Source organism: Paenibacillus sp. VTT E-133280, assembly GCF_002264385.1.
GTDB lineage: Bacteria > Bacillota > Bacilli > Paenibacillales > Paenibacillaceae > Paenibacillus_AQ > Paenibacillus_AQ nitricinens.
In genome coordinates, this window is sequence record NZ_NFUX01000109.1 from 1 (window position 1) to 13,919 (window position 13,919).

The 13,919-nt window shown below is 44.0% G+C and carries 8 protein-coding genes and 1 pseudogene; 8 read left to right on the forward strand and 1 reads right to left on the reverse strand.

The genetic code is table 11. The annotated features are described in order from the left end of the window. Positions 1-398 precede the first annotated feature (398 nt). From CA600_RS28960 to CA600_RS28970, 3 genes are read left to right on the forward strand one after another with little or no spacing between them, the layout of a single operon-like run. Positions 399-1,346 (forward strand): ABC transporter permease, encoded by a 948-nt coding sequence (locus tag CA600_RS28960; RefSeq protein WP_094874576.1) that lies wholly within the window; start codon positions 399-401, stop codon positions 1,344-1,346. Between the two features lie 16 nt (positions 1,347-1,362). Next, on the forward strand, positions 1,363-2,271 hold the full coding sequence (locus tag CA600_RS28965; protein WP_094874569.1) for a carbohydrate ABC transporter permease: 909 nt from the start codon (positions 1,363-1,365) through the stop codon (positions 2,269-2,271). Positions 2,272-2,306: 35 nt separating this feature from the next. Beyond that, the gene (locus CA600_RS28970) at positions 2,307-3,920 is read left to right on the forward strand and encodes an extracellular solute-binding protein (RefSeq protein WP_094874570.1); all 1,614 of its coding nucleotides are present in this window, start codon (positions 2,307-2,309) and stop codon (positions 3,918-3,920) included. Positions 3,921-4,013: 93 nt separating this feature from the next. Here the strand turns inward: CA600_RS28970 and CA600_RS28975 are convergent, their stop codons facing one another. Next, entirely contained in the window at positions 4,014-6,275 is a 2,262-nt protein-coding gene (locus tag CA600_RS28975) for a helix-turn-helix domain-containing protein (RefSeq protein WP_094874571.1), read from the reverse strand. Positions 6,276-6,489: 214 nt separating this feature from the next. Here CA600_RS28975 and CA600_RS28980 point away from each other — a divergent pair, with 214 nt between their 5' ends. From CA600_RS28980 to CA600_RS29000, 5 genes and pseudogenes are all read left to right on the forward strand, one after another. Continuing rightward, a complete protein-coding gene (locus CA600_RS28980) occupies positions 6,490-7,878 on the forward strand; it encodes an alpha-L-fucosidase (protein WP_094874572.1) in 1,389 nt (462 codons plus the stop codon). Between the two features lie 27 nt (positions 7,879-7,905). Further along, a pseudogene (locus tag CA600_RS28985) lies at positions 7,906-9,193 on the forward strand (alpha-L-fucosidase). A gap of 29 nt (positions 9,194-9,222) precedes the next feature. After that, positions 9,223-10,251, forward strand: a complete 1,029-nt coding sequence (locus CA600_RS28990) for a carbohydrate-binding family 9-like protein (RefSeq protein WP_094874573.1) — start codon at positions 9,223-9,225, stop codon at positions 10,249-10,251. Positions 10,252-10,257: 6 nt separating this feature from the next. Next, entirely contained in the window at positions 10,258-12,825 is a 2,568-nt protein-coding gene (locus CA600_RS28995) for a transglutaminase domain-containing protein (protein ID WP_094874574.1), read from the forward strand. 4 nt (positions 12,826-12,829) lie between these two features. After that, the gene (locus CA600_RS29000) at positions 12,830-13,873 is read left to right on the forward strand and encodes a glycoside hydrolase family 18 protein (protein ID WP_094874575.1); all 1,044 of its coding nucleotides are present in this window, start codon (positions 12,830-12,832) and stop codon (positions 13,871-13,873) included. The last annotated feature ends 46 nt before the right edge of the window (positions 13,874-13,919 follow it).

The following is a 13,919-nucleotide window of genomic DNA, read 5'->3' on the forward strand; positions in this document are numbered from 1 at the left end:
CATGATACTTCAGTCAACAAACGTTAGATTTAGGATGAATTCCCTTTAAATGCGCAAAAAAAACATGTTCTATGGAGATTTATACACATTGCCTCTGTGAGCAGCTTTGGCATTGTAATACAACGGAATGATGAGCGAAAAGCGCAAGAATGACACATTTTTAGAACATCAACATAGCGGTGAAACGTATATCATCCCGCAGTACAACACGAAATTCTTGATAAGCGAGAATGACATATTTACGATTCGCTCGATTCTATATAGTGTAAATGTAAGCGCTAGCATTAATGCGATTGATAACAATTCGATAGATAATGATGCTCACTCGATGATCAGAATGTTCTCATCATTACCTATAAGGAGGGGATGTCGCGATGCATGAAACAGGAAGCGTACATATGCGAACTGTGAATTCAGCACCGAAAGAAAAGCGTAAGGGCAGAAACGAGACATGGAAGAAGATTTGTCAGAATTGGGAGCTTTACATTTTTATCGCACCTGCATTCTTTTACTTCCTCATTTTCAGCTATGGACCGATGTATGGGATTCAGATTGCTTTTAAGAACTACATTCCGTCAAAAGGCTATTTTGGCAGTGAATGGGTAGGCTTTGATCATTTCATTCGATTTTTTAACTCGTACTATTTCTGGGATTTGCTGTGGAACACGCTCAGTATTAGCTTGTATGAATTAGCCATTGGATTCCCAATCCCAATTATTCTGGCGCTTGCGTTTAACGAAGTGAAGGATGGCTTCTTCAAGCGACTTGTTCAGACCGTTACGTATGCACCTCATTTCATTTCTGTCGTTGTTATGGCGGGGATGATTATTACCTTCTTGTCTCCATCGAACGGTATGATTATTCATGCCATTGAAGGTTTAGGCTTTAGTGCACCGCAGTTTCTGACAAGCCCTGGTTGGTTTAAGACGATGTATGTATTCTCAGGCGTGTGGCAGAGTGCGGGTTGGGGGACGATTATTTATTTGGCGGCACTCTCGGGTGTAGACCCAGGCTTACATGAAGCGGCAATCATTGACGGGGCCTCTCGCTTCCAACGTGTTCGCCACATCAATATACCAGCGCTTATACCGACCATGACCATTCTATTAATTCTGAATATGGGTGGCTTGTTAAGTGTAGGTTTTGAAAAAATATTACTTCTGCAAAATTCGTTAAATATGTCAAGCTCTGATGTGATTTCAACCTTTGTCTATCGATCTGGTCTTGTCGATGCGCAATATAGCTTCTCAACAGCTGTTGGTTTATTTAACTCCATTGTCAATTGCATCCTGCTCATTACGGTGAATCAGATTGTCCGCCGTACGAGCGAGAACAGTCTATGGTAGAAGGAGGTTGGAATTTATGGTATCAGGTATAAAGCTTTCTAAGCGAGACCGAATATTCCTAATTTGCATCTATACGTATGTGGCAATAGCATTGCTGTTAGTCGCATATCCCATCTTATATATTATTAGCGCATCCATCAGTGATCCGAAGATGGTTGCTTCCGGTGAAATGTGGCTCTTTCCAAAAGGAATTACCTTTAAGGGGTATGAGATTGTATTTCAGAACTCGAAGATTTGGACGGGGTATGGAAATACGATTTTGTATACATTGCTAGGCACAACGATTAACTTGGTCGTTACGATGCCAGCGGCATATGCACTCAGTCGTAAGGACTTTGTAGGCCGTGGGTTTTTCATGGGGATGTTCATGGTAACGATGTTCATTGGAGGCGGTCTCGTCCCTACATACATGTTGGTAAAAGGGCTAGGCATGGTCAACACGATGTGGGCACTGGTAATTCCTGGCGCAGCGTCAATCTGGAATATTATCGTCTCTCGTACCTTCTTTGCGAACTCCATTCCAGCTGAGCTTCAAGATGCGGCTCAAATCGATGGCGCGACGAATATTCGATTATTCCTGCGGATTGTTCTCCCGTTATCGATGCCAATTATCGCAGTTATGGCCTTATTCTACGGGGTAGGGCATTGGAACAGCTATTTCGGCGCCATGATCTACCTGAATGATGATGCGAAATATCCATTGCAGCTTGTGCTTCGTCAGATTCTCGTTCTTCAGGAAATGCAATCGCAAGTAGGTGGCATTATCGATGCGACAGCTGCAGCAGCCCAGAACAACAAGGCAGAAATTGCTTCACTTGTGAAGTATGGGGTCATTATCGTATCTACGCTTCCGATTATTGCTGTCTATCCATTCTTGCAACGTTATTTCGTGCAAGGTGTCATGATTGGCTCTGTTAAGGGTTGATCTTAAGATACAAGTAAAAAAGGGGAGGTTTTTGTATGACGAATTATCGTAAAACTGGACTCATGTTGTTATGTCTTTCCATGTCAATTTCTATTTTTACTGCATGTGGATCGAGTAACGATAAGGGGACGGCAAGCACAGAAAGCTCAGACACAGCCGCAGAGGTTCATAAGACGGGCTTTCCTATCGTGGATAATCCGATTGAGCTTTCTATTATGGCACCGGATGTAGGGCGTCAGGATTGGAACAAGATGCCTGTTATTCAGGAATACGAGAAGATGACGAATATTAAGTTAAAGATTCAAAACGCCCCACAAGACAGCTTTGAGACGAAAAAGAATTTGGTATTTGCAAGCGGTACGCTTCCCGATATTTTTTATGCGGCGGATCTAAAAGGATCGGATCAAGTTACCTACGGAAGTCAAGGATTGTTGCTGCCTTTAGAAAAATACATTGATGAGGGCTACGCACCTAATTTAAAAAAAATTCTCGATGCAAATCCGGATATTCGCAAATCAATGACAACACCAGATGGACATATCTATGCACTACGCAATATTCAGCCATCTGCGGTATGGTATCGTGGACCGATGTGGTATAACGGGAAGTTCTTGAAGAAGTTCGGCATGGAGAACAAATTACCGCAGACAACAGAAGAGCTATACAACTATTTGAAGAAGGTTAAAGAGGAAGATGCGAACGGAAACGGTAAAGACGATGAGGTTCCTCTATCCTCTGTGAAATTAGATGATTTACGGATGTTCTTCCTCGGATTCTGGGGGATGTATAACGAGGATATCTACGTAGATAAGGAGAACAAAGTACACTTTCCACAAGCTGAACCAGCCTACAAAGAATATTTAACCTTCTTGAATCGCTTATGGAACGAGAATTTGCTGGATCATGAAACATTCTCTCAAACCGATGAGCAGAAGAAAGCAAAAGGGAAAAACAATCAAGTGGCCTTATTCTCCGATTATTTTCCATACTTCACGCTTGGTGGTGAACCGAGTGAAGATAACCCGATGATGCAGCCTGTATCTAGTGATATTGCTGGAACACCTGTATACGGCAAGCATCCTGGTATTAACACCATTGGCGGTTTCGCGATTTCTAACACGAACCCGAACCCGGAAGCAAGTATGCGCTGGATTGATTACCAATTTAGCGAAGAAGGGTATTCCTTCTGGGCATATGGACCTGAAGGTACGTTATTTAAATACAAAGATAAAGCAACAGGCGAGAAAGAATGGCTGCCAGTTCCAGATGGTACGGATCGTGAAGAATACCGCGGTACAATCACGCCAAACTACGGGATTAATACACCAGGTTCCTATGAGAACAGCTATGTTTTAGGTCTTCGTACTAGCTTTGATGACTGGATTGACAAAGAAACAGCTACAAAGCTTACACCTATTGCAAAGGCTCCCTTCCCATCGGTATTCCTGACGGTAGACCAACAGACGGAAATCAAAACACTCCGTTCCGATTTGGATAAATACGTGAAGGAAATGGAAGCAAAATTCGTTACAGGCGCAGAGCCATTAACCAATTGGGATAAATATATCGCTCAAATGAAAAAAATGGGGTATGAGAAGCTCGAATCAACGTATCAACAAGCATACGATACATGGGCTGCTAGCAAATAATTTGTGAAGCTTATACATTCTCATATTTTGAAAAACTTTCCGGTCATGCTAGGCATGACCGGAAAGTTATGATGAACCCTAACCGAGAAAGGATTATACGGTATCGTTAGGCTCAGTATTGGGATGATTACTATTCATCTGTCGATACTGGCCCGGGGTATAACCGGTTTCCTTTTTGAATTTTCGAATAAAGTTTGGTGTGTCGAGGTAGCCGACGCGCTGGATAATATCTTTTAACGGATCACTTGTTATTACGAGCTGTTCCTTGACCTTATCTAATCGTTTTTGCCAAATATATTGGACGAAGTTGATGCCGACCTTATCCTTGAATGAACGACTGAGATGGGAAGGTGAAATCGTAAACGCAGCAGAAACAGATTCAAGGCTAAGTGAATGATCAACATAGTGCTGGTCGATAAAAGCAACGATATGATCCATAAGTGAATGTTCTTCTTTTTTATGCGTCTGCTCTACCTGTGTACAAATCTGAGTGGCTAAACGGTAGAAATTCTGCTCTATAAGATGGACGGGACCATTCATGAAATGGGGAGAAGCAGACTGCATCATGTTATCCATCTTTAGCTCAACTGCAGTTTTGAGCATGGTATTCAGCAGGTCGAACAATACGCATCGCATCAGCAGGGTAGATCGTTGTTTATTATCAAGCCCATGGATGGCTGTGTGAATAATTTGATTGGCGACTTCGTAGTTGCCCTGCTTCAAGCTTTGTGCAAGCTTTAATAGCTCGTTACTAGGGAGTAACACCGTTTGATCATGGGCACTGGATAGCTTTTCAAAATACACGGTGGTTCCATGCTCGGTCGATTTACGTAATTCGAAGGCGGAGCAAGCCTCAACAAAGGATTGATTAAGCTGCTGAGGGCTCTCATAACATTTGCCTACACCGATCATCGGGTGGATATCCATTATGCCTAATGTATATTCACGGATCGCATCCACGATATGAACGATTTGTGCAGCGAGTGCCTCATCATCTTCGAGCTGTAAGCTCACAATGAGTGCGAGCTGATCCAATTGCGGGAGCTCTACACCGTATACTTGTGCAGCAAGCGCTGGAAATTCAATATACGCAAGCTTGCGATGTACTTCTTGTCGCGCCTGAAGATGCTGCTGTTCTAAGTCATCCCAGCCCATCATCATGACAAAATGATGACTTTGCTCGAAGTGCAGATGAAAGGTATCGAATATTCCATGCGTCATCATTTGTGCATGTCCATGCTTTAATAGCATGGAGAGAACATGGTTGCGTGCATAGGGCTCTTGGAGATCAACCTTGGAGCTATACTGCTGTAATGTTGATCGTATATACTCGAGCTCATTTCCGGAGGCCGGTGTATCTGTTTTTTTGTTCGTGAAGCGAACGAGCTCAGCAATCGGAAGATATTGCATCCGAGCGAATAATAGAGCGATGGCTGTTCCTACAATGGCGATCACAATGAATAAAATAATGATGAAGCTCCGAACATTAAGCACGCTACTGAAAAATTGATTACTCGCCATTAAAGTCACATATGACCAGCCATTGACATCCGATGTGACGGAAATAACCGAATGATCTTCGTTGTTTATCGATAGATTATGTATGCCGGGTGGAAGCTCTGATAACCGTTGGATATCCTGTTGGCTAACTGTATCTCCATGGCCACTATAGGATAAAACACGTCCATGATTATCAAAAATATACGTTAATCCTCGATAGTTACCGAGAACGGAATCGATCAGATATGCCAACTCTTTCTCTTTAATGAGGTACATGACAGAAGCATATGGATCTGAGGTGTTGGGAATGATCGGCAGGATATAGGTTAATACAGATTGCTCGAGTGGTGAATTTTGATTCAGCATGTTCGTAAGTCGAATGGATGGAAATTTGGACGAGTTTAAAGCAGTCACAAGTTCATCATTCTTCCAGCTTCCAAACTGATAGGAGCTACGAAATACATCCAGGCTATACATGCCATGATTGGAATAAATATTAGGGTCATGATGATAGTACAGAAATATATCCTCCACAATGGAATTGGAAGATTTGTAGCTATCTAGTGCCGCTATCGCGTCACGACTTTCATAAGGATCCAGTATGCGATAATGAGCGAGACGAGCGTCGTATGACATCCGTGACGCCATATCTCTTAAATCATTCATGCGTCCATCCACTACCGTTTTAATTTGGGTGAGCTGATTAAAGTGAGCATTTTCAATCTCCTTTTGTAAATTATCGGTAGCATTTCGGTAAATGAAAACGATTACAAATATAAGCGGAATAAGAAGGATAAGTAGATACGAACCAGTGAATTTCAGAAACAATTTCGATTTGAAATAGTTATAGTTCAAAGTGGTTTCCCCCTTTTTATGGAGTATACATGGAGATGTTTCTATCAAGCTTTGAATACAGCAAGATATAGATCGGCGCTTGAATACTTATTTATATTCCATAATAGGATGTTTATAGCGGATATTTATTTTTATGTCAAATGTTTTTTTGAAAATATATCATACTAAATCAATAGAATCGCAGCCTCAGAAGAGCTGCATGGAGGTCGTGCAAATGAGTGACGCTAATGTTGTCGAGGAGCAAATTGTTGTTGAAGGAGTTCACAATTACAGCACAGAGGAGGAGTACGTTAAGCCGGAGGATTCGCAGCTATTAGATCAGCTGGAATGGTTCAAGGATCAGAAGCTGGGCTTGATGATGCACTGGGGACCTTATTCGCAGCTTGGACTAGTTGAATCGTGGGCGCTTAGTGATAAAGATGGAGATTGGTCACGGGACGATATTGATTGGGGGGTTGATTCGACGGAGCTGAAGCGGCAATACTTCGGGCTGAATAAAACCTTTAATCCGCTCCGTTTTGAGCCTGAGAAGTGGGCAGAGGTTGCTGCAGAAGGTGGCTTCAAATATTTAAATTTCACAACGAAGCATCACGATGGCTTCTGTATGTGGGATACGCAGACAACAGATTATCGCATCACGGGTAAGGATTGTCCTTTCCATGCACATAAGTACGCGGATATTTGTAAGAACGTATTTGATGCTTTTCGGGCCAAGGGACTTGGGATCTCTGCCTACTTCTCCAAAGCGGATTGGCACACACCAACATACTGGGCCCCAGGTATGGAGACGGGGACGTTCATGAATCGAGGTCCTTCGTATCCAACACAAGATTATCCATGGCTATGGGAGCAATTCGTGCAGTACACACATGATCAGATCATGGAATTGATGACGAAATATGGTCGGATTGAAATGCTCTGGTTGGATGCGGGATGGGTGTGTCCACAGAATAAGAATAATCCACAGGATATTCGGTTGGGTGAAGTGGTAGAGAAGGCACGTCTGCATCAGCCGTGGCTACTAAGTGCAGACCGTACCGTTGGCGGACCTTATGAGAATGTCGTTACACCAGAGCAAACGTTGCCCGCGCGTCCCCTGCATATCCCATGGGAAAGCTGTATTACGATGGGGACTGCGTTCTCTTATCGGTATGAGGATCATTACAAGACGACACGTCAATTAATTCATTTGCTCGTTGAAGTTGTAGCCAAAGGTGGTAACCTGGCACTTAATGTCGCACCACAACCAGATGGCCGCTTGTCAAGAGCAGCGATGGATCGGATGAAAGGAATGGGCAGTTGGCTCAAAGTCCATGGTGAGGCGATTTATGGAACACGCATATGTACGCCATACTCCGTTGGAAATACACATTTCACGAAAAAAGGCGATGTCATCTATGCTATCCATCTGTACTCAAAGGAGCAGGAACTCGTGATCAGTGAGATTTGTATTTCACTCGAGCAGGCTGTGACGCAAATAGATCTTGTTGGCGGACAAGAGAATCTAACATTTGAACGAACAACAACTGGATTGATCGTTCATTTACTAGAGAGCGAGCTTACGGGAATTGCCCCAATTGCACATGTATTTCGCATGAAATAACGAGTTGAACTATGGGAGGAAGAGCAGATGCAGAAGTGGTTCACCGATGCAAAGCTAGGAATTTTCATTCACTATGGGATTTATGCGGTACAAGGAGTTGCAGAATCATGGTCTTTCTATAACGGGAGAATGTCTTATGAGGACTATATGAAGCAATTGAATGGCTTTACGGCCTCTAAATTTGATGCGAAGTATTGGGCAGAGCTGATTGCGAAGTCAGGAGCCAAGTATTCTGTTCTAAACGACGAAGCATCATGACGGAGTAGCCTTATTTGATACGAAGTTCAGTGATTTGAGCGTTATGAAGGCGACACCTGCCAAGAGAGATATTATTAAGGAGTGGTCTGAGGCGATTCGAGATCAGGGTCTTCGCGTAGGGATGTATTACTCCCTCATTGACTGGTCTCATCCTGATTATCCATCAGTGTATGAGAAAGGCGTCGTACCAGATGACTTGAGTCAGGTAAATCGTTATTCAAGTCCGATGGATGGTGTCCAAGATCCAGAGCGATGGGAGAGATTTCTGGCATTTAACCGTAACCAACTGGGAGAAGTGTTAACGGAATATGGTCAGGTTGATCTGTTATGGTTCGATGGGGATTGGGAACGAAGCGCAGAGCAGTGGGGATTGCCAGCATTCAAAGATTATCTGAAATCATTTAATCCTGATCTTATTATAAACTCACGCTTGCAAGGGTATGGGGATTATAAGACGCCCGAGCAAGGTCTTCCCATTACGCGTCCGGAAGGTCCGTGGGAATTCTGCACGACGATAAATACGTCATGGGGTTATGTGCATACAGACCACAATTATAAATCATTAAATCAAATGATCCGAATGTTCTGTGACTGTATCAGCATGGGCGGGAATATGCTGTTAGATATTGGGCCCATGGAGGATGGAACGATTGATCCTAGGCAGGAAGCGATCTTGCTCGGACTAGGTGATTGGATACGTACACATGAAGAAGCCATCTATGGAACACAAGAGGGTATTATGACACGCTATTATTTAGGTGGCAGTACATTGTCTCCGGATAAGAAGAACTTGTACCTCTTCGTTTACGATACACCTAGGGAGAACATTTGCCTCAAAGGGCTGTGTAATCCCATTACAAAGATTACGGTGCTTCACTCAGGCAAGGAGCTCACCCATGAAATTCACGGTGGTGTGCCGTGGTTTCACATACCAGGTACAACTTGGATTCATATAACACCTGAAGAAATGCATGATCAAGTGACAGTACTTAAATTGGAATTCGATGAAGAAATTGAGATGTACGGCGGCTCAGGCGCAGTTGTAACGCACAACTAAAGTACATTAACGGATAGAGGAGCATTCACATGGTAAATCGAAGTGGAGTACCAGCGCCTCACATGGTTTCATACGCCCCCAAGCATTATCTGTGCAGACGAGCGACGGAGTCGCTTGTCTTGGATGGGAAGCTAGATAAGCCCTTTTGGCAGCATGCAGCATGGACAGAAAAGTTTGTGGATATTGAAGGAGATCTGCGTCCGATGCCAGGAAAGGATACGAGAGTAAAGATGCTGTGGGATGATGAGTATTTTTACTTTGGTGCAGAGCTGATGGAAGATCAGATCTGGGGAACGCTGACAGAACGTGATTCCGTTATTTTTTACGACAATGATTTTGAGATTTTTATAGATCCGACAGGAGATTCCCATCAGTATTACGAGTTTGAGATTAACGCCTTGAACACGGTATGGGACTTACTCCTTGTGAAACCTTATCGTGACGGAGGTCCTCCAATCAACGGTTGGGATATCCAAGGCTTGAAGACGGCTGTTCATATCGAAGGTGAGTTAAATAACCCGCACGCTGACAATCGGAAATGGACGGTTGAAGTTGCAATACCATGGAATAGTTTAAAAGAATGTGCCACGGATCGACGATCACCATACGCTGGGGAGTTTTGGCGTGTTAATTTTTCACGTGTTGAATGGCAGACCGAGGTTGTCGATGATAAGTATCTTAAGCTTCACAACCCCGACACAGGAAAGCCTTATCCTGAGGATAATTGGGTGTGGTCACCACAAGGAATCATTAATATGCATTATCCAGAACTGTGGGGCTATGTTGTATTCGTGAATGAAGCGGGTCCATATCACTTCGACATCCCTCGGGATGAACATATCAAATGGGAATTACGGAAGCTCTATTATCGTGAGCGGAACTATTACGAAACACACGGCATGTTCACAACCGATTTTATTACATTATGTGAAGAGGATACATGGACCATTGAACCAAGCATTGAAACGACGACTAAAACTTTTATAATATCTGCATCAACATCAGATAAGACGTCCCGTCTTTACATTCGCGAGGACGGGTTTCTCTGGAAGGAGTGATTGGATATGGAACTGATTGAACGTAAGTTTCAGGAGAAGAAGATTTTGGCCAAGAGACGTGCAACGCAGTTATTTCAAATCTTTGAACAGGACTTGACGGAAGAAGAAATAATTGCACTTAAGTATCTCTATGCGTATATGCCAGTGAATGATTTGGCGGATTACAGTGGAGAGCTTTTCTTGAATCATGTGAGAACGACACTTAAGATTCGCCGAGATATGCCATGGCAAGTACCGGATCATATATTTTTACATTTCGTGCTGCCCTATCGTGTTAATACCGAAAACATTGAAGATCACCGCCATATTCTTCATAAGCAATTAGAGAAGCGAACTAGTAAGTTGACTATGACGGAAGCTATTCTTGAGACGAATTACTGGTGTCATGAAATGGCAACGTACATTGGGAGTGATTTGCGGACGATTTCGCCATTAACGATGATTCGAAATGCACGTGGGCGTTGCGGTGAAGAATCCACACTAGCTGTGGCAGCCCTTCGCAGTATAGGTATACCTGCACGTCAAGTGTATACGCCACGTTGGGCTCATTGTGATGATAACCACGCATGGGTGGAGGCATGGGCAGACGGTGAATGGTATTTTATTGGGGCTTGCGAACCGGAAGCCCGTCCTAATCAAGGGTGGTTTGGACCTCCAGCGCGTAGAGCGATGTTAATTAACACACGTATTCTCGCTAACTATCAAGGTCCAGAAGAGATTACGCTTGCAGATGAGTGGTTCACTGAAATTAATGTATTGGAAAATTACGCATCCACACGGATAATTACGGTTCATGTGAAGGATGAATTCGAGCAGCCTGTGCAGGATGCAGAAGTACAGTTCCAAGTGTATAACATGGCCGAATTTTACCCGATAGCCGTCCTATCTACCAATGCTCAAGGGGAAGCCACCTTCAAAACAGGTCTCGGTGACCTCATGATTCGTGCGGCAAAGAGTGGGAAGTGGGGGGAAGTGAAAATTTCAGTCGCGGCCTGTGATTGTGTTGAGCTTGTGTTGGATCAAGAAAATCAGCCCGATGCAGGCACGGTGGTCGATTATGATATGGTACCGCCTCCAGCGTGTGAAGGTGAGGTCATAGAGGAACTGTCTGAAACTCGTATCCAGCGACATCATGAACGTTTGGAGGAAGGGATCTCGATTCGAGCGAAATATGAAGTGACTTTTGTGACAGAAGAAGCAGCGAGGAGGCTCGGGATAACACTGGGTCTCCCGGAAGATCGTGTATGGACAGTGCTTCAGAAGGCACGTGGTAACAGTGTAGAGATAGCCGCCTTTTTGGAAGCAGCCACATCCGTGTATGGAGAATGGGTATTACGGTTATTAGAGTGTTGTAATGACAAGGATTTAATCGACACATTCATTCCAACCCTTACAGATCATGTGGCTGGTGCACTTGCTGTACGTGGTGAACTCACGGAGGAAGTGTTCGTTCCCTACATTCTGCGTCCTCGTGTACATTCCGAGATGATTACACCGTATCGTACATTTTTCCAACAAGCTTTCACTTCAGATGAGGTGGCATTGTTCCTTCAGGACCCAACGAAGCTAGTCCAATTCATAGATGAAACGTGGGATATATGGACAGACCTTCCGAATCTGAAAGGGAAGGGAACGGCAGTGGGTACCTTTGAATTGCGCGTAGGTGATCGCAGTTCCCTGGATATCATGTTCGTATCCATTTGTCGTAGTTTAGGAATCCCAGCGCGATTGCATCCCATTGAATCCAAGCCGCAATTTATGGTGGATAATATTTTCGTGGATGCTCAATTTACTAAAGGCGTTGTTGGAGGCGGGATAGAATTAGCGAACGGCACTCTCATCCTTCATCGTGATCAAGGTGCAGGGACAGTCCAACCAACGGCTTCCTACTATGAGAATTTCACCTTAGCTCGGCTGGAGAACGGTTTTTATAAAACCTTATGTTACCCGCATGGCGCAAATAACCTATATGATACACCCCTTGAGGTTGAGCAGGGAGCATACCGTCTGACGACAGGCGTACGAATAAAGGATGGCACCGTGCTTATAAAGCTCACTTATTTTCATATTGCAGAAGGGGAAGAGAAGAAGCTGGTCATGAAGTATCGACAATCTACATTGGAAATTCCAGTGTACGGCAAGGTCAAACGACTTGAGCAGCTGAGCTCATGGACAGGTGTGGAGCAGACTTTTGCAGATCTTCTGGGTGGAAAGAGCGCCTATGTCGCTTGGCTGGAGCCGGAACGAGAGCCTTCAAAGCATTTGCTTCGTGAACTCTCTGAGTTAAAGCATGAGTTCAATGCGCTAGGTGCTCCGATCATTCTCGTGGTGGGTGAAGAGCAATGGACAGTCTCGTTTCGGCCCGAGGACTATCCCGATCTTCCGACAAATACAGTGTTTGTTCGTGATTCAACGAATAATCTATTACCTGAATTCTTTGCATCTTCCCAAGCGAGTGAAGCGGGCTTTCCCCATCTTATCATTGTGGACCGTGAAGATCAGATTCGGTACATGTCATCAGGATATAAGATTGCAGCGAGCAAGGAAGCGATTCAAATCTTAACTAGGGTGTGAAGGGATGGATCAACAAATGATTGTAGCAGGCTACGTGAGTGACTCCAAACTATCTGAGTTAACGCATGACCATTTGATGAAGTTAACGCATCTCAACGTTGCATTTGGTTATGTAAAGGATGAGCAGATTACAACAGCACATTTGAAATGCACGAACCAGCTACAAGAGATGAAAGCGATATATCCGAATCTGACGCTGCTGCTCTCCGTTGGCGGATGGGGGAATGGGGGCTTCTCTGAGGCTGCCTCTACCGAAGAAGGACGTCAGAAATTCGCAGCGTCGGCTGTGCAAGTGATAACAGATTTCCCGTTCGATGGAATCGATTTGGATTGGGAGTATCCTTGTTACAGTGAAGCGGACATTGAAGCATCGCCGGAGGATAGATACAATTTCACACTGCTACTAAAGGCGATTCGAGATGCACTAGATGTGAAAGGTACAGCGGATGGCAGGCATTACTTGCTTACAATTGCGGCAGGTGCTGATCAGTATTACATTGATGGCACCGAGATGGATCAAGTACAGCGATATTTGGATTTTATACAGTTGATGACCTACGATATGCGTGGCGGATTCCAGATTCTAACGGGACATCATACGAATTTATTTCATACGACAGGAGATTTGTATCGTATCAGTACAGAGGCATCGGTGAATATGTTCATTAAGGCAGGCGTCCCCCGAGAGAAAATCGTCATTGGCGTGGCGTTCTATTCCCGAATGTGGAAGCAGGTGCCGAATAAGAATCATGGATTTCTACAAATGGCCGGCACAACAGGTGGCTATGGCCCAGAATATACAGAACTGTTTGCTAATTACATCAATCAGAATGGCTACACACGGCATTGGGACGATGAGGCGAAAGCACCGTTTTTATTTAATGGAGACACGTTTATTTCCTATGATGACGTGGATTCGATCACACATAAATGTGAGTATGTCAAACGTGAAAGACTTGCGGGCGCCATGTTCTGGGAATATAGCTGTGATAAGACACACACGCTGCTTGATGCACTGTATAGAGGCTTAAATGAGAGCGTGAAGTGATGCTACCTGTTCAATTAGTTAAGAAACATGATACTTCAGTCAACAA